This window comes from Roseimaritima multifibrata, assembly GCF_007741495.1.
Taxonomy (GTDB): Bacteria; Planctomycetota; Planctomycetia; order Pirellulales; family Pirellulaceae; genus Roseimaritima; species Roseimaritima multifibrata.
In genome coordinates this window covers 4,267,676-4,290,511 of sequence record NZ_CP036262.1, presented here as the reverse complement: position 1 = coordinate 4,290,511, position 22,836 = coordinate 4,267,676, and the positions used below count along the sequence as shown (strand labels likewise).

The window sequence follows — 22,836 nt, the reverse complement described above, 5'->3', positions numbered from 1 at the left end:
AATCGCTTGTATGTCGATAAGTTCGAATGATGGTCGACGTTGGATGTTTCAATGTTTGGAAGTTGCCTAACAGCAGGGGCCGTCTTCACTACAGCTATTCGCCGCATCCGTGGTCGCGTCGTATTCAAGACCTTTGGTTTCACGGGGATGACGTCGTACGTTGCGTCGGCAATCAAACGCTTTGGCGTCGTCCAGGGGGACCGCTTCGCGAGGTTCAATCGTATCAAACATGTTGGTGTACGGTTCCTGTTGCAGCAGGTTAAATGTTTTATCGCAAACCGCCATCCGTTCACCGCGGAAATAGGTATGTCCGTCATCATCCTGGACTCGCTTGAATGGACCTCGATACGAAACCGCTTGGCCGCGTTCCAAGCAAGGGCCTGCCTTTCCTTTGTGGGCCACGACGGTCACCGAACGGAATTCGATGCCCTCGACCGTGCGCCATGGTTCGCTTTGCCGTTTAACGATCTCGATGCCGTGGAAGCCCGCTTCCTCGAACGCCTTTAGAAATTCGTCTTCGCGAAACGCGCCTGTGATACATCCAGACCAAAGCTCGGGGTCTTGCTGCAGGCGTTCTGGAACGCTTTCGTCGCTTACGATGTCGCTGATCGCTGCCCGACCACCACGCCGCAAGACACGGAATATTTCGGCGAATAACTGACGGCGATCTTGTTGCCTAACGAGATTCAGGACGCAATTGGACAACACGCAGTCGATTGAATCGTCGGCGACTAAAGGCTGTTCCCGACGGAGGCGGTCTTCGGCTTGCCGCAGCGCCAGATAGCCAGCGGGATCATTTACAGGACTTTTGGATAACTCTTCGCCCAATTGATCCAGGTCCAACGCCAAATCCTGAATCAGACCATATCGAAAGTCGACGTTCGCATACCCTAGCTGCTGCGCGACCGCCGGTGCGTGCTTTCTAGCCAGTCCCAGCATTTCACGGTTGCAATCGACTCCGATGATCCGACCCTCAGCGCCAACCACCTGAGCTGCGATGTAGCATAATTTGCCACCTCCGCTGCCCAAATCGAGCACGGTTTCGCCAGAGCGTACGTAAGGAGTTGGGTCACCGCATCCATAGTCCCGTTCGATGATCTCGTCAGGGATCACCTTCAGCAGGTCGGACGAGTATTCAACGGGGCAGCATAGAGCCGGTTCAACGGCTTGGGCGGCGGCTGCGTAACGCTGATAAACAGACGATTCGGCGACGTGTGTATCGTTTAACATGGCTGCTTTCATAGGACCGACTTCCTTTCGGACGGGGGGCATGGCTGATCGCCAAGTAGGACGCTGCGGTGGCGGCTTCCTTACAAGATTCTATAAAGTTTTCAATGGATCGCGGGAATCGGGAAATTCGCTGCAGGCTTTGTGCTCTCTCGATAATTGACCAAACGACCTCCGTTCCGCCGAGCGAGGCGGTCGACGTCTGATTCGGTAGGCTGCGAGCCATAGCTTCCAGCGAAAAGTCTTTTGTATCGTGCACCGAGCCGAACATCAGTGACATCGATCACCGTTGCTGATTTTTCGCCGACATTGCAGGAGTAGCGATGTGGGAGCGACTCGATACCGGCACGGAATGGTCGATATTTAGAAGTTGAAATCATTGCCGTGATTCTTGGGATTGGATCGTGATCATTCGGACTCTTGCCGGATCGCAGATGGAATTGGCCGCGATTCACTTATCAATTTTCCGGCAAATGTGTTTAGGCTCACAGACATTTCGCCCTCAAACTGCGACTCTTGGGTGAAATGCTCATCCCATTGGCCCGGCAATTCGCGAGTGACGAACCGTAGGGTGCGATGCGGAGCCGAGCGGTCAAATTCCTCTAAGTACGGACACTCATGATGAAAGATTCTCTTGCCTCCTCTTTTGCGATTGCGTTAACGGCCGCAACACTCTCGCTTTTTTCAAACGCGACGTGCTTTGCCGGAACGGATGTCGTCGTTGGGGTTAGCGTGCCTGTGAGCCAACAGGTTTCAATCGATCAGATTGACCCTGGCCAGTGGGATGTTTTGCTAAAACGGTACGTTGATCAAAACGGGAATGTCAACTACGCCAAATGGAAACAGACCCCCGCCGATGTGCGGGCGCTGGAGCAGTTCTTGTCTTACCTTTCGACGGCGAACCCGAAAGCGAGGGCAAGCCAGACCGAAAAGGTCGCCTTTTGGATTAATGCCTACAACGCGTTAACGGTTCATGGGATTCTGCGTGAGTATCCGACATCCAGCATCCGTAACCACACCGCAAAACTGTTTGGCTACAACATCTGGGATGATCTGTTGCTGACCGTTGGCGGAACGCCCTACTCGCTGAATCAGATGGAGCATGAGATTCTTCGGAAGATGGGAGAGCCGCGGATTCACTTTGCGATCGTATGTGCATCACGCAGTTGTCCACGCCTGTTGTCCGAAGCATATACGTCTGCGGAACTGGACGGTCAGTTGACCGCTAACGCAAAAGTCTTCTTTGCCAATTCAGGAAATTTTCAATACGACGTGAATGGACGCAAGTTTCGTCTCTCGGCGATTATGGATTGGTTTGGCGAAGACTTCGGTCGTGATCAGGCTGCCCAGCTTCGCACGATCGCTCCTTACTTGCCCTCGCGAGCAGCTTACGATGCTGCGATTGGGAATTCGGTTTCTGTCTCCTATCTCGATTACGACTGGGGTTTAAACGATCAGGCCACGGCACCTCCGGCCCGACGTTGATTCGCCGCGCTGCCAATGTCTCGCTGCGAAACGGCCGGTTGTATTTATTGACGACGGGGCGTTGACTGAATCAGGTCCCCGCTAAGTAGGCTTCACTACCGCGGAATCGAAACGACCTCTATCGTTAAACGCGGTTCCTAATGAATTGTCTTCGGTCGTAATAAGATAGCGCGTCCGAGCCCTTCGATCGCTGGCGTGTGATCCGCCGTTTCATCGGATTCGCCAGGTGTTTGGCAAATTCTGATATCAACCGTAATCCACCAATCCCGTTGATACAAAGGCGGTAAGTGACGCAAGGTAGAACGCCCGGTCCAAGGCCGGAAAACGATCCCGTTCCCGTAATTGCCATGCTGGCAGGGTTGTCAGTATGCGTGTACGGGATCATTGCGCTGATGAGTTGGTGGTTTGCTTACGGCAGCGAGCCAACCGACCGTCCGATCGTTGGCGTGTTGTGTCTGTTCGCGGTCCTGTTTGTTTTCTACGTGGTAGCGATTCGGGTCCTATGGCGGGCAAAGCCAAGCAGGCGAGCGTTGCATCTGGTCGTCGGCACCGCGATCGTGTTCCGCGTTGTGATGCTGTTTTCTGTGCCCATCCAGGAAGTCGACATTTATCGCTATCTTTGGGATGGAGCCGTCAGCACGTCTGGCGTTAGCCCGTTTCGATATAGCCCCCAGGACGTAATATCCGCAGGGGTGACGGATGACGAAGAACTGAATCGCTTGGCGGAACTGCGAGACCGTAAACCGGTTCTTGCTGAAATTTTGCATCGGGTGCACTTCCCGGAAATTCCGACGGTCTATCCGCCCACCAGTCAATTTGTTTTTGCGGTCGCAAATCTCTCCACACCCTCTTCGGCATCCGTGTCGACGCGCCTGCTTGTGATGAAGGCCTGGCTTATCGGCTTCGACGTGGCAACGCTGTTGGTCGTGGTTGCTCTGCTACGGCGATGTGGAATGGCTGCGGAGCTCTGTGTTATCTACGCATGGTGTCCACTGATCATGAAGGAGTTCGCTAACAGTGGGCATTTGGATGCCATCGCCGTCTTCTTAACGACTCTTGGCTTGTACGTAGTCGTCTGTTGCTTCGATCTCCAGTCAGCAGATCGGCAAAGACGGACTGGTTGGACGATGTATTCTCTCCTGTCGGCTATGGTGCTTGGGCTAGCTGTCGGGGCGAAGCTTTATCCGGTCATCCTCGCTCCGCTGGTTTTCTTTACGCTTTTGAGAAAATTCGGCTGGCGAGTGACCGTTGCACCCTCCGTCGTCTTCGTTGTCACAACCGTGATTGTGTTGTTTCCGATGTTCCCTGGTTCAGGCTCCGTTTCCGATCATGATCAGATCGATGACCCTAGTCTGGGAGTCGTCACCTTTCTTCGACAGTGGGAGATGAACGATTTCCTGTTCTTGATCGCTATCGAGAATTTGAAACCGACCGGGCACCTTGGTTCGCATGAAATCGCGTGGTTCTCGGTGGTGCCGGAATCGATCCGAGAATCGCTGACGGGATCGCTTTCGTCGACGCTGGGTATTGCGCCCGGAGAGGCTCCGTTTATGCTCGCTCGTGGAGGGACGGCAGCGATCTTCTTTGTCGTTGCGATGGCTCTTTCCTGGTGGGGATCGGCCACAACCAGCTTGCGGTTTTGCGAGGCTGCATTCTTGACGATTGCTTGGTTTTGGCTGCTTTGCCCCACTCTCAATCCGTGGTACTGGACCTGGGCGTTGCCACTGCTGCCTTTTGCTCGTGGACGTGCTTGGATAGCGGTCAGCGGTCTCGTGTTTATCTACTATTTTCGGTTTTGGCTGGTCTACCACTTTCCGTCGACCGCCGTTTTAGGAACGCCTTATACGGGAGCAGCGTTCTACGACTTTGTGGTGACTTGGCTTGAATTTGCCCCTTGGTTCGCCGTTCTGATCGGCATGTATGTTTGGCGAAGGAGCAAACGGAATTACGCGTTTTCAACGGACTGATTCAACGCAGCCACGCTTGAAAGAGTCGAAACGATATAGGGAACCGTGTACGTTAACGCGATTTTCAGGAAATGCCGCGTTTCAAGCTGGCCGTTAAGAAGGTTATCGCCGTGATTGATCGCTGTCAGGATCGTCCCGACGACAACGCTATAGGCAAGCCCACGCAGAACAATTGATCGGGAAAAAGCCAAACGAAACCACTCATGCATTTGATCGACCAACGGCCCCTGGATCGGGCTTCTATTCGACAGCCCATTATGAAAGGAAAAAGCAACGATGTTAGATTCTACACAGACGCTAGGCCGCTACGAGGCGACGATAGGTATCTACGAAGACGTGAAACAACCAACGGTTTCGTAGATTGCAGCCACTCACTTCGAAGCTAATACGGGAATGAGCTTATGGTCCGCCAAGATTTTGATGGAAATTCAGATTGGGAAGATTGTGCCCCAGGGACGATTACCGGCTTGATGAAACGGCTGAAAGCGGAACGACGCCGCAAATCGGTTGTGCGGTTCGGTCCTCCTGTCGTGTTAACGGTGATGCTGGTGTTGGTCGCCTGGAATTTTGGAGGTGTTGCCAGTTCGCCTAGTCTGCAAAACCCGGTTGGTGAGTTCGATTTTGGTGGCGTGACCTGTAGCGAAGTCCAAGATTCCATGCTGGAGTTCGCGTTAGGGGAATTGGAGCCGGTGAAACAGGATGCGTTTACGGTCCACTTCCAAAAATGTCCAGCCTGCCGAACGAAGCTGGAAGCAATGCAAGATTCTGGAACGCCCGTAGCCGCATCAAGCCGCGTTGAAAATCCTGCGGACGATGGTGAATCATTGGTTGTCTTGTTTGCGTTCGGCACCGATGGTTAAAGCATTTCTACCGCATCCACTCGGTCAATTCACTTTTGTTGGCAACGCCTGATTGTCGATTCGCAATTTGACCGTCCCTGATCATGATCAAGGTAGGGATCCCTTCGACTTGTAGGCTTCTGGCGATCTCCGGGTGGTCGTCAATGTTGACTTTGATGATTAATGTTCCACGATTTGCAGCTTCCTGCTCCAGGTCATGGAGGATTCTGCTCTGCACTTTGCAAGGGCCGCACCAATCGGCATAAAAATCAAGCAGAACCGGTCCAGTAGCTTCGTTGACCTTCGCCTGTAGGTCTTCTCCGCGTCCAAGCGTAACGAGAGCCGGTTGGTAGGATTCTCTTGCGGATGGCGTGCTAACAAAGGTTTCCGTATGCTCGGTTACCTGAATGTCTTTTGCCTGGGGTCGATGAGCAGCAACGGATTCAGTCAGTTGTTGCGGTGGTTCGGTCGAGGATGGTTTGCGGAACGCCAGGGCTCCTACGTTGGTGCATCCGGACAAAAGCAGAATGGCGATAGGCGAGGCGACCAGGGCGGCCAGGGAAATCGTTTTCATGGGATATCTTTTTGCTAGTTGAATTTCTAATGACAAGCGATTTGATCGGTATAGGAATCAATTGCGATTGGCAAAGGCTCTCCGCCTAAATCAGCAAGGACGGCTTAAAAAACAACACAGGTTTCTTGAGCCGTCGGCCGAGCGTCTGCAGCGCGTGTTCGATCCTGCTGACTCTATTCGGTCCGAATCGAGGTGGTGCTTCGTGAGCTCGCATACGCAATCGGGAAATCTGCCGTCGCCGCGAGTGTGATGGACCTCACAGAACCGAAGCCTCTAATGTGCGACAGTCAGGCCGGCTTCGCTAACACGACCCCACCTACGAAATAAATGACTCTGCCCGGGGCTGAGAAAATGCACGATATCGCCAGCTATCTCCGAGATTCGGTCTGGGTAGTTATCCCTGCGCTTAACGAAGAAAAATCGGTCGGTTTGGTTTTACGTGATTTGCCAGCTGTTGCCGGTGTGATCGTGGTCGATAATGGGTCGACGGATCGGACGGCTCAGGTTGCCCAGGATGCAGGTGCGATCGTGGTGAGCGAATCGAAACGCGGGTACGGTTCTGCATGTCTTAAAGGTTTGTCGAAACTTCGCGAGCTGATTAATGATGCCAAAGCGTCACCGAAAGTGATTGCCTTTGTTGATGCTGATTACAGCGACCACTCAGACCTTTTGCCTCAGTTGGTCGATCCGATCGCTGCCGGGAAAGCCGATTTTGTGCTTGGTTCGCGTCTGCTGGGCAAACGTGAGCCGGGGGCAATGCCTCCGCAGAGCGTTTTCGGAAACAAGTTCGCTTGCGCTCTGATGCGGCTGTTCTTTAGGGCTCGATACACGGATCTCGGGCCTTTTCGAGCAATCACCTATTATCGGCTTTGCGATCTGCATATGCAGGATGAGAACTTTGGGTGGACGATTGAAATGCAGATCAAAGCGGCAAGGCTGGGGGTGCGGTTTCTGGAAATTCCTGTTCCCTATCGGGCCAGAGTCGGCACAAGCAAGATCAGTGGGACGGTGAGCGGTTCGGTTAAGGCGGGTTACAAAATCCTCTTCACGATTGCCAAATATGGGCTTATGCCAGGTGCGTTAAGCCGACAGCTTCCGTTACAGAAGTCGGCGTTGTCGTGATCGGATGACAGTATTTTTGTAGGGGGATTTTGGCGATCAGGTCGGCCTAAGTGTTCAAGCTTGGGACCTTGCGTTGAACGGAGCTTGCCAGTTGGTCGGCGTGCACGAGAGTGATCCGTTGTCGGCCGACTTCGACCAGCCCTTCCGATTTCAGTTGCCCCAACAAGATCGTCACTGTCTCGCGGGTGCTGCCCATCAGATTCGCAATTTCTTGATGAGCCAGTTTGATTCTGAGGCGAATTCCCTCCGGTTCGCAGATGCCGAATTGTTCGGCTAGGTCCAACAGAAGATGGACTAAGCGATCACGGTTCGAGAGGAAGAGAAGGTTTTTCAGTCGTCGTTCGACGCGATGGCGTCTTATCCCAATCATTTTCGTTAGGGCAATGGAGACGTCATGGTTGGTAGCGGTCAGTTCTTGGATCTCGCTGGCAGGAATCATCACGACGGTCGATTTTTCGATCGCTTCGACGTATTCGTCCCTTTGTTCCGATTCAAAGATCGCCAGCTCACCGAACAGTTCTCCCGGTTCAACAAACGCCAGGATCGATTGTTTGCCATCGCTAGTGAGGTTGCAGACCTTGACCATCCCACTGGCAAGCAGGAACACGCTGTCAGCGGTTTGGCTGGGCAAATAGACCGGGCTGCGGGCCGCAAAGACTCGAGCTCGGCAGCGAGATTCAAGTTTGCTCAATTGGTCTGGATGCAGCTTCCTAAAGAGCTCATTGTTCTTTAGATGCCAAATTTTTTGAGGCACACTGGTTTCCTCTCCGCCGAGTTGATTCTGCGTTTCCAGGCACACGCATGCCCAAATAATCGCAATGTTCTCTCGTAAGACGCAGCAACCACTCTTTTCTTACAGTCCTGACACAAAAAAGATAATCAGAAAGAAAAACAAGCAGTTCGTCTGATCCGGAAGGATTCCATTGACAAGAAAGGAGCCCCGTAAAAACAAGTTTTCAGCGAGCCCGCCATCAGCACTCGCACAATGGACCAACCGCGAAATACACGAAACACGCGAAAACGGAATCATGAAAACCCGTTTCGGGATTCCATCGGAGTTCTTATCTTTCGCGTATTTCGCGTATTTCGCGTATTTCGCGTATTTCGCGTATTTAGCGTATTTAGCGTTTTTCGCGGTCGAGACTCTTCACTGCTCTGGTTGCAGTCGGGGATCGCCGACTGATTGTTTACAACCGCGAAACACACGAAAGACGCGAAAAAGTGTTTCCTGATAAACGGAGCAAGTACTTGTTCGTGCTCCTTTTTCGCGTATTTAGCGTTTTTCGCGGTTGAAACTCTTCACTGCTTTGGTTGCAGTAGGGGGTATCGCCGACTGATTTTTACAACCGCGAAATACACGAAAGACGCGAAAGAGTGTTTCCTGAAAAACGGAGCAAGTACTTGTTCGTGCCCTTTTTCGCGTTTTTAGCGTTTTTCGCGGTCGAAACTCTTCACTGCTTTGGTTGCAGTAGGGGGTATCGCCGACTGATTTTTACAACCGCGAAATACACGAAAGACGCGAAAGAGTGTTTTCTGAAAAACGGAGCAAGTATTTGTTCGTGCCCTTTTTTCGCGTATTTAGCGTTTTTCGCGGTTGAAACTCTTCACTGCTCTGGTTGCAGTTGGGGGTATCGCCGACTGATTTTTACAACCGCGAAATACGCGAAAGAGTGTTTCCTGATAAACGGAGCAAGTACTTGTTCGTGCTCCTTTTTCGCGTATTTAGCGTTTTTCGCGGTTGAAACCCTTCACTGCTTTGGCTGCAGTTGGGGGTATCGCCGACTGATTTCTACAACCGCGAAATACACGAAAGACGCGAAAGAGTGTTTCCTGAAAAACGGAGCAAGTATTTGTTCGTGCCCTTTTTCGCGTATTTAGCGTTTTTCGCGGTCGAAACTCTTCACTGCTTTGGTTGCAGTTGGGGGTATCGCCGACTGATTTTTTACGACCGCGAAATACTCGAAAGACGCGAAAACGGAATCCCGAATACTAGTTCAGGGATTCCGTTGGAGTCCTTGTCTTTCGCGGTTAAAACCCTGTCAGCTAGTTTTTCTGCTGACGCACGATTCGTTCGTATTCGACTTTGGGGTAATGACCGAAATTTACGAGTAAACCAAGTTCGAGGTTGGTGGCTTTGAGGTAGTTGTGTACTTGGGCGCGGTGGTCGTCATTTAGTGAGGAAACCGCCTTGATTTCTAAGATGATCTTTCCAAAGCAAAGGAAGTCAGGTTTAAAGACTTGCCGAAGCGGTTTGCCCTTGTAGCTCAGTTTCAATTCGGGGTGTTCGAGAAATGCGATTTCTGAGAAACCAAACTCAAGTGACAAACACTCTTGAAACACCGACTCAAGGAACCCGCAGCCTTTTTCTTTGTAGACTTCAAAGCATGCACCCATGATGCGATACGATTCGTCTTTGAACACGATACTCATTCTTCTATCTCCCCATTTGTTGAGTCATAGATCATCTGGGCGACGTACGGGTAAGGCACGTCGAGAGTGAAATCGCAGAAAAACGATTCTACAAAGAGGAAGAGTTCGCGGCACCGTTTAGACGTAGGATGGGGAGCCGCGCCTGCAGATTTTTACAACCGCGAAATACACGAAATACGCGAAAACGGATTCTCGAAAGTCAGCTCAGGTTTTTTAAGTTGGTGTTTCTTTCTTTCGCGTCTTTTGCGTTTTTCGCGGTTGAAACCTTTCCCGGTTTTGTTGCGGATGGGGAGCTGCGCCTGCTGATTTTTCAACCGCGAAATACACGAAATACGCGAAAACGGATTCTCGAAAGTCAGGCAGGTTTTTTAGTTGGTGTTTCTTTCTTTCGCGTCTTTTGCGTTTTTCGCGGTTGAAACCTTTCCCTGTTTTGGTTGCGGATGGGCGCTGCGCCTGCTGTTTTTTTCAACCGCGGAATACTCGAAATACGCGAAAACGGATTCTCGAAAGCCAGTCAGGTTTTTTAAGTTGGTGTTTCTTTCTTTCGCGTCTTTTGCGTTTTTCGCGGTTGAAATCCTTTTCTTGTTTTGGTTGCGGCTGGGCGCTGCACCTGCTGATTTTTTTCAACCGCGAAATACACGAAATACGCGAAAACTGATTCTCGAAAGTCGGGCAGGTTTTTTAGTTGGTGTTTCTTTCTTTCGCGTCTTTTGCGTTTTTCGCGGTTGAAATCCTTTCCCTGTTTTGGTTGCCGATGAGAGCCGTGCCTGCTGATTTTTTCAACCGCGAAATACTCGAAATACGCGAAAACGGATTCTCGAAGGTCAGGCAGGTTTTTAAGTTGGTGTTTCTTTCTTTCGCGTCTTTTGCGTTTTTCGCGGTTGAAACTCTTTTCTTGTTTTACTTTTGCGTGGAGAGGACGACGTGGTTTTCTTGGTGGGTGGCGGTGCTTGACTGGGCTGTTCGGCTGGTTAGAATCACGCCCGTTCGTGGTGGCGAATCTTGTTTCTTTCAAGGTTCGCGAACAGGGAACTCCGGTGAGCCTTTTTGCGAAGGTGAGTCCGGGACGGTCCAGCCGCTGTGAACTGCCGTTAGGCGTTTTTTTCGACGCTTTAAAGTCAACTTTCCTTCTTGATTGAAGAGCTATTGCTTGGGGAACCGGGTGAGAAAGCTAGGGAAATTGATAGGCAGTGAGTCAGAAGACCTACCACGGAACAGACGGTTACGTGCCCTCTTGGATTGGGGCGATCGTTGCAATGAGCTTTGCGGGACCTTTGGGATGGAAACCTAGCGGTTACATCGGTAGTTCGCGGCTCGTTGGATTTGCTTGATACTCACGTTCCTGTGTTGTGATTCCTCGTCCGCGTGCACTTTTGATCCGTGCATTGACCTCTTGAAGTTTTGAGTCAATGTTCGGTTGAGATGAAGTTGCGCGCCTGTCGAAGGTATCGCTGACCTGGGTTCCGATGGCGAAGGAATGACTCCATGCTTTACTCGTTTCCGTTTCCTTTTCTGACAGCCTTGACGGCTGTCTGTTTGCTCTTTCCCTCCACAGCCCTGGCGGGAATCTACTCAGGACCTACCGACACCTTCAACTTGATCGATGGAGCGATAGCCTCGGGGGATGTTCGGTTTGTTGAATGGGCCGATGCAATCGATCCGGATCGAACCGCTTTTGCTCCGCGTGGTGCAACGGTGATCAATCAATCGGGTGGTTTTAACAGCTTGGGCGATCTTGATGCGACTCAGATCGCTGCGGGGGTCTCGCCTGGCTATTTGACCGTTAGTTTTCCAACTGGAATACGGAACGGTAGTGGCGCTGATTTTGCAGTTTTCGAAAATGGATTTCGGTTCGGCACCAATGGCGACGGCGTGTCTGGTCTGTTTGCGGAGTTCGCTTATGTCGATGTTTCTAGTAATGGGACAGACTTTGCCAGGTTTCCCAGCATCTATTTAAACGGCGGACCGTTGGCCGGCGGTTTTGGGACATCATTTGTCGGGTTCGATGTTACCAATGTGTATAACCTGGCTGGAAAACATGCTGCCGGTTACGGGACTCCGTTCGACTTGGATGACCTCAGCACTGACCCGTTGGTCGCCGCAGGTTTATTGGATCTAAACAACATTCAGTTTGTGCGGATGTTCGACATCCCTGGGAATGGTGCTTTTACGGACAGCCTAGGCAATCCAATTCGAGACAACTGGGTGACAAGTGGTTCCGGAGGCTTCGATTTTCGACTCGGACCTGGTTTGGGGGTTGGCGTGCTGAATGTGGCGTCCGTCCCTGAACCGGGCAGCTTCGCCATACTCGCTTTGTCGATAGGTTTGATCGCGTTTAAGAGAAACCGAAAACGCCTGTCTGTTGGGCGGGCAGGATAAGATATTTGACAGCAGGTTCAGCGTTTCCAGTTGTCGGGCGTTCGTCGCTCGATAACTGGACGCGGAATCCGCAAGACTCTTTGGGGACGAATCTAGTTGGTCATGCGCCCCAAGGCGGGGAGTAGATCGCGGTAGAGATCATCTTCGGGATGATGGCCGCTGGAGTCGAATTTGAGTACGAAGTCCTCATCGATCAAGTGGAAGCCTGGGATCTTTTCGTAGGTTTCGACGCCTAGCATCGATGGGTCGCCACGAAGAACGATTCTGTTGTCGGTTCGTTCCATTTGAAAATGATCTGCCCAGCCTGCGACCTCTTCAGGCGTTGGGCTGCTCATCGAACTTCCATACAACAGCAACTGCACGAACACGACGTCGTCCGCATCTAGGTCGACTCCGGCATAACGCTTGGCGTAGTGATGGATCGATTGCAGGTCGGGTTGCACTGGGACCCCGCCAAAGCCGCCGAATTGCTGACCACCTGCGAACGCTTGGCAGCCTTTGCACGGTATCGCGGCAAGCTCTAGAAAGATCACCTTGCCCGCAAAATCGCTCAATCGGACGGCGTCTCCGTTTTGATCGTTGAGGAGCAATTCGGGATAACGTTCGCCTTTCAAGGGCGGCCAAGTCCCGACCACCGCAGGCTCTGCTGGCTGGCGTCCAGTCCATGAGACGGTTTCGACAGGCAGTTTGCTGACGACGTTGTCGACAATGGCCATCGGCGACTCCACAAGCATCAGAAGAGCAGCGATCGTGATGGGGATTGCAATCGAAACGGCAATCACTAATCGAAGGATGGGGTTCATCGGGCGCGCCATGGGAAAGTCTTTGCTCGCAAGAGGAGTGGTCGGGCGCTGAAACCTACTCCCCAAATTTGGGGTGCCACGAAGCAACCGGCAACACCGATTGAATCTTCGAAAGCTGTACTTGCGATTTTGTGGTTTGTCCGGATATCGCAGGCAAACGACCTCGTCGTGGGCCCTTTTGCTTTTTTCTTTTTCTACCGGCGGTTCGAACCCAATGTTTCCAACTTTTTTGGCGGAACGGTGCGAGCCGCCCGGCAATCGTGTTGAAAGCATGATGCATTTGCCGGTCGCCTTATGCCGATCCGCTAGGGAGGGCGCCCGCAGATGCCAACGCAGATGGTACAGGGCACGCGTCGCTGAGAAGCATCTGCCGCCGCTAGGCTAAAGAAATTCCGACGGCAAGCACTGGAAACCAAACCATTTTTCCGCAAGCGTTCAGGGGCGACGAGAGGGGGGAGCTCTCAACCGTCGCCCAAACCTTTAACGTCTCCAGCGGCTCACTAAAAAGGCTGCCTATTTCTTGGCGAATGAATCTCGCAGATCTCGGACTTTATCGTGCCCCGCTTTGACGACCCGATATTGTCGTGTGAGGACGTCATTCATCGCGCTGCCGGCGGTCTCCTTCAATACATCTTCGTAGGCTGCTTTTGCGTGGTCTTCGCCTCGTTCGGCTTCGATCAAAATGACATAGGGATCTCCGCCATTCAATTTGGCTCGGATGTTGATCCAAATGCGATGGGTCTTCGCGGCAACACTGCCGTCGTCTTCGGGTACCTCTCCGTTGAAGACAACATACTCCTGTAATTCCGTAGCCAACTCCGAGCGTTGATCGCCCAGTTCACGAAAAAGAGCTGACAAAGCTGGATCGTCTAATTCTTCGGCTGATTCACGGAATCCGTTACAAGCGTCGATGTTTGCCTGAATCAATTTTTGCAGTTTTTCGATGGTCGTGTCGTTCAAATCGGTTTTCGTTTCGTAAGACATTTTCGTTATCCTGTTAGCTTTGGAATTAGTCATGAAAAATTATCGGCACCCGTGACATCTTCCGACGGCAGCGGGGAATGCTGAAATGGATAAGCAAAGTATGTGCCGATGGTCATTTAGCCCGGTTTGCGTAGCCCAACGGCCCTAAGTTGAGCGGGAATCGATCGGATTGGCAGTTGTGGACCCAGCGCTTAAAGCGACCGGTTCGGTTGGATCGGTACGGGATTCGCTACCCTCCCGCGAGATCCAACCTGATCGCTTTGATAGGTTTGTTGACAAACAGAAGTCTCACTTCCTTCATTTAGGAACCGTCTCGTGTCACTTTCACCCCATTGCATTTTTCAGCGCGGCACGGGGCCCGTCGTCGCGGCGGCGATCCACAACGGCCACGACACGCGTAAGAACATCGAGCGCCACTTGGCGATCGATGAGGAACAGCAGCTCCGGGAAGAAGATCCGGTCACTGGCGAATGGACTCAAATTGCGAAAACGCAAATCGTTGGTCTGCGGTCTCGATTTGAAGTCGATCTAAATCGTCCCCGAGATAAGGCGGTCTATGAAACGCCAGCCGATGCCTGGGGAATGAAGGTTTGGGATACCCCCCCTAAGCAGCAAATGATTGATGCATCGTTGGCCGAATACGACCAATTCTACGAAGATGTCGAAGAGCTTCTTCGCGAAATGGTTGAAGAATATGGCAAGGTGGTCGTCTATGATTTGCACACGTACAACCACCGCCGCGATGGGGCGGATGGGCCTCCTGCGGATGCTAGGAAAAACCCAGAGGTGAATATCGGGACTGGCACGATGGATCGCGAATACTGGGGGCCCGTCGTGGATCGGTTTATCTCGGACCTGCGGGCTTATGATTTCCGTGGACGCAATCTTGATGTTCGTGAGAACGTAAAATTTCTAGGAGGGCATTTCGCTGAATGGATTCACCAAACCTTTCCCAAGCAAGTTTGCGCGATCTCGATTGAATTCAAAAAATTCTTCATGGATGAATGGGAAGGAGAAGCCGACCCAAGCGAGGTCGAAGCTATTTACAATGCACTGAGATCGACTTTGCCAGGAGTGCGTGACGCGCTCACGGCAATGAAGGAGCAATAGTATTCAAGTGAAACGCGACAGCAATAACGATATGGTTGAAATCACATCGGCTTACAAATCGACTGCGGATGCATCCTGTGAACGTTTGGCTAAGAATCAGCGAGTCCGCAGGAATGTGCCCAATGGCGGGCGATTGCGTATGGATCGCCAATTGCCATTTCTTTGTGTTTTTCGGTCAGGGGCGGATTCGGCCGCAGCCGGCACCGACCTTAATCACCAGTTGGTTACAACCGAAGCTGCGTATCTGTTCGCGTCTGGGGAACCGTCGCATGACGAAGGTCTTACGTACCTTGTAGACCAGATTCGCGGTGCGATGCAGGAGCACTTCGGTCTCTTCTTGCTGATTGAAGTGACGGTTGACGATACGCTTGCGTTCGACTTTCAGATCTCTTCGGTGGATGAGTCCTTTTTGCCATCGACGCTAGATGTTATGGAGAAAGAACTGTCGGCGATTCAGGTCGGCGATCGACCGGCCCGCGTCGATCGGAGTACAAAATGCGAGACAATCCTCAGCCGTGGTCTATCGTCGGATTCCAGTGGAACGACCCATTGTTCCATCTGCTTGAGAGTTAGACCTTTCTATCTTGATGGAGATTCCGGCAAGGTCTTTCCTCTCGTCCTGCAGCGTCTGCGCCAACAACTCGCCCGGGCGTATCGCAGAGCCGTTGCCGAATTCACTAGCGGGGATGAAAAGCCCAGCGATACACACCATCAGACGTTTGGGCCTTCGGCATTGGTCAAGGCGGCGCGAGTGGTCGACAAACAGTTGTGTGATGTATCGGATTCTTTCGATTACCTGCTCCAGGTGACTCCCACCAATGCGGATAGGATTCGTGATCACTATTGCAAAGACGCAGATAACGAACTGCTACCCCTTCAATACCGCCACTTGCCTTATCATCCGAACCTATTGAAACGCAGGTTGTTTTCGATCGAAATCGAGCGAGTCGAAGACCCCACCCTTGCTTTTCTTTTCTGGGAGAAACAGGACGAGATTGATCGGCAATTAACGTCGCTCCGTGATTTACATCTGCCGGAAACGACGATCGGCGATCATCCACAGTATTCCAATTTTCTCTCTAGCAGTTTGCAGCTTTACGGGGGCCCCGAGGATCCGCTTGTGGAACTTGCTACGGCAATACTCGAACGGTCAAAGAAAGGCGCTAGAGCCTCTACTGGACTGTGCGGCAAAGAGGACGTGACAGCGACCGAGTGTGTCAATGCGACACAGCTTGCAGCCGCTGCTCGCGAGGAGATCCGCTATTACCAGAAACAGATGTGCGAATTCAGCCCAAGTGTTGAAATTTCCAAGACGATTGCGTCCGGGATTATGGTGTCGAAGGATCGACTGCTCATCTCGGATTCGATCAATATTTCTGCCGCTCGCGTTGGACCACTGCTGCATCACGAAATTGGAACGCATCTGCTGACCTATTTTAATGGTCGCTGCCAACCCTTTAGGCAATTAAGCGCAGGGCTGGCTGGCTACGACGAACTTCAAGAGGGGCTAGCGGTTCTTGCAGAGTATTTGGTTGGCGGGTTGACGGTCAGTCGCCTGCGTACTTTGGCGGCAAGAGTTATCGCGACCGACCTGTTGGTCTCCGGCACACCGTTTGCAAAAGTCGTTGATACACTGAACGAACGTTACGGTTTCAAGAACCGGTCGGCATTTAACACGACGCTGAGGGTCTTTCGTGGTGGTGGATTAACCAAAGATGTGATCTACCTTCGCGGCTTGCGAAATCTGTTGGAATACTTGGCAGCAGGGCACGACATTGAACCCTTGTACGTCGGAAAGATCGGCTTGCAACACATTCCCTACATTCAGGAACTGCGGCGCCGTGGCATTATCACGCCGCCAAAATTATTGCCTCGTTTCTGGGACGACCCTAAATGTCGCGAACGGCTTGAAGCTGTTCGTGGCAAGTCGGTCCTCAACCTTACGGATACCGATTGATGAAAATTGGATTTGTTGTCAATGACGTCATGACTGAACAATCGGGCTTCACCACTACGCGATTGGCGATGTCCGCCGTGAACATGGGGCACGAGAGCTTTTTGTTGGGGGTCGGCGACTTTATTTATGCACCTGATGGATCGATACAGGCACATGTTCGATCCGCTAACGGTGGCAAGTATGATTCGCTCAAAGAGTATCTTGGAAAGATTCAAGATCCGGACGAGCCGAGCCAACGGATCAGCCTAGATGATCTTGATGTATTGTTGCTTCGAAACGATCCCTCCGACGATGCGACCGATCGACCGTGGGCTCAAACCACAGGGATTCTTTTTGGGCAGCTTGCCGCGTCTCGTGGGGTGATCGTGCTGAATGATCCATTCAGCTTGGCAAACGCCCTAAACAAGACCTACTTTCAACATTTTCCAGAACAGGTGCGGCCTCGGACCTGCATTAGTCGCGATGCCAACGACATTAAGGCGTTCATCGCCGAGCAGCACGACAAGGTTGTCATTAAGCCGTTGCAGGGGTCGGGTGGGCAGAGCGTCTTCTTGATCGGCGAAGATGAGAAAGCTAATTTGAATCAGATGATCGAAGCGGTGATCCGTGATGGTTACTGCATTGCCCAGGAGTACCTGCCCGCTGCCATCAACGGAGATGTCAGGATGTTCGTGCTGAATGGTCGCCCGCTACAACAAGACGGGAAATACGCGGCTTTCCGCCGCCGAAACGACACGGGCGACGCTCGCAGCAACATGCACTCGGGCGGTAAAGGAGTCGAAGCAGAAGTCACGGACAAAATGTTGGAATTGGTTGAAATGGTTCGCCCGAAACTGGTGCAGGATGGAATGTTCCTGGTCGGTTTGGATATCGTGGAAGATAAGCTGATGGAGATCAACGTGTTCAGCCCTGGAGGCTTGGGAAGCTGCAAAGCGCTCACCGGCGTCGATTTTACAGAAACCGTCATTCACGACTTGGAACGCAAGGCAAAGTATCGACGGTATTACGGTGCCAATATGCTGAATCGAAATTTGGCGACTCTGTAGTCTCACTGGGCGACCGCGAATCCGTGTGGAACAGGAAGTTTATCGTTGCGATTTTGGTGATAGCGGAGAACAGCCTATTGAGCGCCCAATAAGGTAGCTGCCAATTGCGAGTCCGCCAGGGCGAGCCCGGAAACGGAACTCTCGATACTTGGAGCTAAAAAGGTGCTGGAATAGCCGAATGATTTGAGGCCTCCGCAAGAGTTCGGAAAGCAGGACGATTGACCACAGCAATCACCTCTAAAACGCAACTTCAAAATGCGTAAGCGAGGGATCGCTTTCCGTGATTGCTGTCTCTCGCTGACGCAGCGGGTTGGGATTTTGTGGTCCAATGCCTTGCATCACAGCATCCCAATTGAAATCCGCCAATGGCTGCAGTTGCGTTTTATCTTTCGGATGCAGCGTCCAGCAAACTGTCCATGCAGGCGGATCCGATACGCTTCGCCCAATCGGTCTGAGTCGCTTCGCTAAGACTTGCGATTCGGTTATTGATTTCGATTTCTATGCCGATGTACTGATCGGCGGCAAACGTTTGCCTAAGCGTGGTTGTCAGCCCATCATCGGTCCCAAGGTAGGGGCGGTTGGCAAACGCGGCGAACCTTCGGAGCCTTAACGATTCAAGCGTTCTCTCCGCGAACCTGCGTTCTGAACACCTTTTGGGATCGTATAAAACTCCGATGTCGAAGTCTCGTTCTTCTCCGCGAAACTGACCGGTGAAAGTGTGGATCGATAGGTGGACCACCCTGCCCTCTTCGCTAATCTTTGCGGCAACTTCATCGGTAACCTGTCGTCGATACGGAGTGTAGTGCTGGCGAAGGATTTCACTTCGTTGTTCGACACTCTCCGGAACGAATTCCGAGAACAACTGTGGGGAATCGAGGCATCGATTTAGGTCGACCAGCAACCTCGAAACCGTGCTGTGAAAAATGTTGGCAGCAAATGTTTTGGCAAGAATCTTCGCAATCGCGAGAGCTCCAGGGTCGTACCCGCGGTGGCTTTGCAATTCCTGTTGTGCGATGGCCGACCGAAAGAGCGTGCCGTACGGAGATGGGATTCGATTGCCTCCATGTTCACAGGTGACGATCACGGAGATCGACTGCGTCGTCATTGGTTTTGACTCGCTGGAGCAGGTGAATAGGGTCGCCCCTCGGTCAGGCAATTTGCAAGCTCCTGGTAGACCCTCCGTAGGTGAGGCTTGGTCAAGTTACCTCCAATCCCTGCCACGATGCGGCTTGCTAGGGGGCCTTTGGAAAGCAATGCGTCGATTTCCGGAAAGAGAGCCTTCAGCTGGGGATCGTCGGTGCGAAGCGAATTCATTACCTCTCGCCATAATTGGCCTGCCGTTACCGAATTGGACTGAATTCCGAAATGGCGGAGGAATAGGGCGTCATCAATCACAGTGTTTTCAGCCGTTTTACTCGTCTGGTCTAAGATTGTTTTTAGGAGTGTCGTGTTGACCAGCATTTGTTCAGCCGTAGGCAGCCAACGCTCTTTACATAATGCTCGAACGACGGCGACGACTGCTGCGCAGATCGCAATGTCGGCTTGCGGGAATTCCTGAACATCCATCAAACGAATTTCGATGGACCCGCGATCGAAACGAGCGATCGCACCACGGGCATTCAAAAAATCGACATGCAAATCGCCGTCAGGGTCGTGCGGGGCGATGTCCTCTTTAAGCCGATTCAAAATTTGGCTGCGGTAGGTCGCTTCGTCAAATATTGCCTCGGGAATGACCTGCCCCGTCAATGAAGGGACTTGCCGGCAGTGATTTTCGTACAACGAAATTCGAGTATCTAGTTGTCCGGTTAGTCTTCCCTCCAGGACGGGAGAACTGGCCGCCAGCGCGGGCAGCAACGGTAACACCAGGCGGATGGCGGCATGCAACTGAGCGAACTCTTCCGCTGTGTGAAAGGGCAGATTCAAATGCACGCTTTGGACGTTCGACCAACCATGGGCGTGGCAGTCAAAAATCCGGTGATAGGCTTGGTAGACCTGGTGGTAGTCATGAGGCCACAGACGAGTTTCCTGGCTTGCATTCATCCAGGGATGAACAGCCGAAGGCAGCAAGCGAGCGCCGAATCGGTCCAAGATCGGTCGAATGTCGTCGATTGCTTCTTGAAGGATGCCAGCCAAACTTGCCAGTGATTTGACCGGGTGCGTGGTTTTAAGTTCGATCACATGAAGCGCCAATTCGTTGGACCATGTGATCGCGCCCCGTTCGACGTCGCCTGACGAGAACCCTGCCATTGCAGCCAGGACCTGGTCGGCAATCGGTTTTACTGAAAGTGTCTGGTGGTCGACCAGCATGTATTCCAGTTCAATGCCAAAAACTTCAAACAATCCAAAAGAGCGGACCGACATCTATAAGCCTTAAGAAGCGAAATAAGGGCTGGGACAACTTGGACTGAAACGAAACGCGTTGTGGGCTGTTATGCGGAGGGGAGCCTCTGAAACATGTTTTAGGGGATTCGCTGGAGGCTGGGCTGTTTTCGTTGTTCGATCCGGCGAATAAACGATTCCATGATGCGGCGGTAAAGGTCGTCGCGCAGCACCGTATCTTCAACGCCGGCATCGAGGTTCGGATTGTCGTTTACCTCAATGACAAAAAACTTACCCTCGGCTTCTTTAACGTCGACTCCATAAAAACCGTCTCCAATCAAATTTGCGGCTTTAAGAGCCACTGCAACCGCTTTTCGTGGCGCCAATTCGACAGGCAATGTTTCGACCGAACCGAACTTGGTCTGTTCGTCTCCTGCATGTTTCGCGATTTGCCAGTGACCACGGGCCATGTGGTATTTGCACGCGAACAGAGGCCGTTGGTCTAGGATCCCGATTCGCCAGTCGAAATCGGTTCGCATGTATTCCTGCGCGATGACAAGTTCCGAATCGCAAAAGAATTCAGCTAGTCGAGCACTTAACTCGGCGGGATCGTTTGCTTTGACGACCCCTTTGCTGAATGCACTGTCGGGGCGTTTCAGTACACAGGGGAACTTCAGCTGTTCGGCGACTTGATCCATGTTGCGAGGATGCACGACCATCGTTTTCGGTGTTAGTATTTTTGCCCGGTTTAGCAGTTCGGCGAGGTAGACCTTATTCGTGCAACGCAGGATCGACAGCGGGTCGTCGATGACAACCAACCCCGCCGCTTCAGCTCGTCTGGCGAGTTGATACGTGTGGTGGCTGATCGCCGTGGTTTCGCGTATGAACAACGCGTCAAATTCAAGCAACCGTCCCGCGTCTTCTCGTGTGATCAACTCTGCAGCGATCCCCAGACGTGCAGCCGCCTTAAGCATCCGTTTGAGTGCAACGGGATCGGACGGAGCCAATTGGCCTTCGTCCGGATTATGAAGGATTGCCAAATCGTAACGTGAGGTGACTCGTTTGGCTCGGCGCGAATTGCCTCGGGCAAAGTGCCGTGTGGCGGCGGATGCAACAAAGTCACGATGGCTGACCGGGATGTCATTTAACGCGATCGCGGAGGCCCGGCGTAGTCTCCATTTGCTCCTTCGCGAAAATCGAAAGCGGAGTAGTGGTGCTTGAAATAGGCCGTACAACTCTCTCGCTAGGCGGTCGTACTTCTTGGCAAGGTTTTCACCGAAGTAGACGCTTAGCGTGAAGTCGTCAGCGGTCAGCGACTGTAATGATTTTTGGATCACATCCTCAAGGGACTGCGGGATCAGGCGCACCGCGGCGACTCCGCGTAGGTCCTGCATCGTCATCACGTCGGGGATCGGTCGTTGGCCGCGAGCCTCGGCAAGCAACGATACGTAATACCCCATGCTCTGATAGGAATAGGAGCGGCAGAGGTTGTAAATTTTTGTTCCACGGCGAAGATCCCCATCGGAGTGTGAAAGGTACTCACTTGGATCGATCGTCTGAACGCCCTCAAAACCGCCTAACCAGTCGTCTCTGGATTCGGCTACGAGAACGACACTCATTCAGGAACTCTCTTCGCGCTATCGCGCGGTGTGATGGTAAGGAGGTTAGCATCGTAAGTCAGGATTCCCAGCAAGATTGCCGCTGTCACCCGCGATCGAGCCGCCACGTAATGGTTGGTCGGTGCAATGGGATTGGGGTGCAGGGGATCGGCGATCTGTACGTTTTCGGTTTCGGGATCGTATCCGTACAGAACGACGAAGTGTCCGGTTGGATCACCACCGATATCATCGGGAACGGAGGTAACACCGAGTTCGTTCGACGCCTGGGATCGTTCCCGTCTTTCTTGATAGAGGTAAGTCGCGCTTAGGCCACAGAGGATCGGTGTCCCCTGCTTCAAGATGGCCATGATCAAGCTTTCGCTGACAGGCTGCATCGCGATCCGGCCTCCCAGTGAAAGGAATTTCAAGTAGGACGCGGTTGCGACCCGCAATCGGTCGCGATCGATGTCGGCTCGTTCTTTCTTTAGTTCGTACTGCTGTCGAAGTTTTTCCGACAACCATTCGGGACTAGGGCCCTGTGGGTCATAAAACCAACTTGGATCAAAGATTTGCAGGTTGTGCGTAATGATCTTCGCGTCATAGTTGCGATGCAAAGCGTGGCAGGCAAGCTGCACCGCCAAGGTCCCGCCGCCGCTCAATTCGCCAAAGTAGCCAATCAGCTGATCCAAATCGACTGGATCGTTCCAAAATTGATACACCGCCGCCAAGCAAGTTGGCCCGCAACTGCTATCGTTTGGCTGAGTCTGAATTTGGAGCTGAAGGGTTTGTTTCATTCACGTTCCGAAGTGAAAATGTACCCGTAAGAATTTAAGTGCGCAATATAGAACTGCTCAGGCCAATTTGGATATGGGAGAAAGTCACACCGAGTCTCATTTTTACCAAATGGACGCCCGCCGCAATGAATTCCGGTCGGACGGAGGGAGCTGAGTTATTGATTGCCGCCTTTCGCTAAGTGAAAGAACGTCCTTTGGGAGC

21 protein-coding genes and 1 riboswitch are annotated in these 22,836 nt (G+C 52.3%); of the genes, 8 read left to right on the top strand and 13 right to left on the bottom strand.

Annotated elements, in window-relative coordinates:
• Window positions 1-66: 66 nt before the first annotated feature.
• On the bottom strand, window positions 67-1,242 hold the full coding sequence (locus FF011L_RS15445; RefSeq protein ID WP_145352539.1) for a methyltransferase domain-containing protein: 1,176 nt from the start codon (window positions 1,240-1,242) through the stop codon (window positions 67-69).
• 89 nt (window positions 1,243-1,331) lie between these two features.
• Entirely contained in the window at window positions 1,332-1,607 is a 276-nt protein-coding gene (locus FF011L_RS15440; protein WP_145352538.1) for a hypothetical protein, read from the bottom strand.
• A gap of 238 nt (window positions 1,608-1,845) precedes the next feature.
• Between FF011L_RS15440 and FF011L_RS15435 the strand changes: the two genes are divergently transcribed.
• The gene (locus FF011L_RS15435) at window positions 1,846-2,712 is read left to right on the top strand and encodes a DUF547 domain-containing protein (RefSeq protein WP_246109435.1); all 867 of its coding nucleotides are present in this window, start codon (window positions 1,846-1,848) and stop codon (window positions 2,710-2,712) included.
• A gap of 392 nt (window positions 2,713-3,104) precedes the next feature.
• On the top strand, window positions 3,105-4,679 hold the full coding sequence (locus FF011L_RS15430; protein WP_246109434.1) for a hypothetical protein: 1,575 nt from the start codon (window positions 3,105-3,107) through the stop codon (window positions 4,677-4,679).
• On the opposite strand, the gene nrtS is transcribed toward FF011L_RS15430, so the two are convergent.
• A complete protein-coding gene (gene nrtS / locus FF011L_RS15425; protein WP_145352536.1) occupies window positions 4,658-4,888 on the bottom strand; it encodes a nitrate/nitrite transporter NrtS in 231 nt (76 codons plus the stop codon). The genes FF011L_RS15430 and nrtS overlap by 22 nt on opposite strands.
• Before the next feature lie 192 nt (window positions 4,889-5,080).
• Between nrtS and FF011L_RS15420 the strand changes: the two genes are divergently transcribed.
• Window positions 5,081-5,539 (top strand): zf-HC2 domain-containing protein, encoded by a 459-nt coding sequence (locus FF011L_RS15420; protein WP_145352535.1) that lies wholly within the window; start codon window positions 5,081-5,083, stop codon window positions 5,537-5,539.
• A gap of 7 nt (window positions 5,540-5,546) precedes the next feature.
• Here FF011L_RS15420 and FF011L_RS15415 read toward each other — a convergent pair whose 3' ends face one another.
• Window positions 5,547-6,092, bottom strand: coding sequence for a thioredoxin family protein (locus tag FF011L_RS15415; protein WP_145352534.1), 546 nt, complete (start codon window positions 6,090-6,092; stop codon window positions 5,547-5,549).
• 327 nt (window positions 6,093-6,419) lie between these two features.
• On the opposite strand from FF011L_RS15415, the gene FF011L_RS15410 reads away from it, so the two are divergent.
• Window positions 6,420-7,214, top strand: a complete 795-nt coding sequence (locus FF011L_RS15410) for a glycosyltransferase family 2 protein (RefSeq protein ID WP_246109433.1) — start codon at window positions 6,420-6,422, stop codon at window positions 7,212-7,214.
• Window positions 7,215-7,260: 46 nt separating this feature from the next.
• On the opposite strand, the gene FF011L_RS15405 is transcribed toward FF011L_RS15410, so the two are convergent.
• From FF011L_RS15405 to FF011L_RS26370, 3 genes are all read right to left on the bottom strand, one after another.
• Window positions 7,261-7,968, bottom strand: a complete 708-nt coding sequence (locus FF011L_RS15405) for a Crp/Fnr family transcriptional regulator (RefSeq protein WP_145352533.1) — start codon at window positions 7,966-7,968, stop codon at window positions 7,261-7,263.
• Between the two features lie 1,289 nt (window positions 7,969-9,257).
• Window positions 9,258-9,644 (bottom strand): GxxExxY protein, encoded by a 387-nt coding sequence (locus FF011L_RS15400; protein ID WP_145352532.1) that lies wholly within the window; start codon window positions 9,642-9,644, stop codon window positions 9,258-9,260.
• Window positions 9,645-10,167: 523 nt separating this feature from the next.
• Entirely contained in the window at window positions 10,168-10,659 is a 492-nt protein-coding gene (locus FF011L_RS26370) for a hypothetical protein (RefSeq protein ID WP_218932657.1), read from the bottom strand.
• A riboswitch (cobalamin riboswitch) is annotated at window positions 10,618-10,870 on the top strand. (Overlaps the previous gene by 42 nt.)
• Window positions 10,871-11,129: 259 nt before the next feature.
• On the opposite strand from FF011L_RS26370, the gene FF011L_RS15395 reads away from it, so the two are divergent.
• Window positions 11,130-12,023: a PEP-CTERM sorting domain-containing protein gene (locus FF011L_RS15395; protein ID WP_145352531.1), complete on the top strand. Its 894-nt coding sequence runs from the start codon at window positions 11,130-11,132 to the stop codon at window positions 12,021-12,023.
• Between the two features lie 92 nt (window positions 12,024-12,115).
• Here FF011L_RS15395 and FF011L_RS15390 read toward each other — a convergent pair whose 3' ends face one another.
• The gene (locus tag FF011L_RS15390; protein WP_145352530.1) at window positions 12,116-12,826 is read right to left on the bottom strand and encodes a hypothetical protein; all 711 of its coding nucleotides are present in this window, start codon (window positions 12,824-12,826) and stop codon (window positions 12,116-12,118) included.
• A 513-nt stretch (window positions 12,827-13,339) separates the two neighbouring features.
• Window positions 13,340-13,810 (bottom strand): PA2169 family four-helix-bundle protein, encoded by a 471-nt coding sequence (locus FF011L_RS15385; RefSeq protein ID WP_145352529.1) that lies wholly within the window; start codon window positions 13,808-13,810, stop codon window positions 13,340-13,342.
• A 315-nt stretch (window positions 13,811-14,125) separates the two neighbouring features.
• On the opposite strand from FF011L_RS15385, the gene FF011L_RS15380 reads away from it, so the two are divergent.
• Genes FF011L_RS15380 through FF011L_RS15370 form a run of 3 tightly spaced genes read left to right on the top strand, consistent with a single transcriptional unit; the run spans window position 14,126 to window position 17,923 of the window.
• The gene (locus FF011L_RS15380; protein ID WP_145352528.1) at window positions 14,126-14,920 is read left to right on the top strand and encodes an N-formylglutamate amidohydrolase; all 795 of its coding nucleotides are present in this window, start codon (window positions 14,126-14,128) and stop codon (window positions 14,918-14,920) included.
• A gap of 7 nt (window positions 14,921-14,927) precedes the next feature.
• A complete protein-coding gene (locus tag FF011L_RS15375; RefSeq protein ID WP_246109432.1) occupies window positions 14,928-16,877 on the top strand; it encodes a flavohemoglobin expression-modulating QEGLA motif protein in 1,950 nt (649 codons plus the stop codon).
• The gene (locus tag FF011L_RS15370; protein WP_145352527.1) at window positions 16,877-17,923 is read left to right on the top strand and encodes a glutathione synthetase; all 1,047 of its coding nucleotides are present in this window, start codon (window positions 16,877-16,879) and stop codon (window positions 17,921-17,923) included. Before FF011L_RS15375 ends, FF011L_RS15370 begins: the two co-directional genes overlap by 1 nt.
• A 382-nt stretch (window positions 17,924-18,305) precedes the next feature.
• On the opposite strand, the gene FF011L_RS15365 is transcribed toward FF011L_RS15370, so the two are convergent.
• The 4 genes from FF011L_RS15365 to FF011L_RS15350 all read right to left on the bottom strand — a co-directional run bounded on the left by FF011L_RS15365 (window position 18,306) and on the right by FF011L_RS15350 (window position 22,634).
• Entirely contained in the window at window positions 18,306-19,028 is a 723-nt protein-coding gene (locus tag FF011L_RS15365) for an N-formylglutamate amidohydrolase (RefSeq protein ID WP_145352526.1), read from the bottom strand.
• Window positions 19,025-20,284, bottom strand: coding sequence for a glutamate-cysteine ligase family protein (locus tag FF011L_RS15360; protein ID WP_145352525.1), 1,260 nt, complete (start codon window positions 20,282-20,284; stop codon window positions 19,025-19,027). Before FF011L_RS15360 ends, FF011L_RS15365 begins: the two co-directional genes overlap by 4 nt.
• 98 nt (window positions 20,285-20,382) lie before the next feature.
• Entirely contained in the window at window positions 20,383-21,861 is a 1,479-nt protein-coding gene (locus tag FF011L_RS15355) for a RimK family protein (protein ID WP_145352524.1), read from the bottom strand.
• The gene (locus FF011L_RS15350) at window positions 21,858-22,634 is read right to left on the bottom strand and encodes a cysteine peptidase family C39 domain-containing protein (RefSeq protein WP_145352523.1); all 777 of its coding nucleotides are present in this window, start codon (window positions 22,632-22,634) and stop codon (window positions 21,858-21,860) included. The genes FF011L_RS15355 and FF011L_RS15350 overlap by 4 nt, the downstream gene beginning before the upstream one ends.
• Window positions 22,635-22,836: the final 202 nt, after the last annotated feature.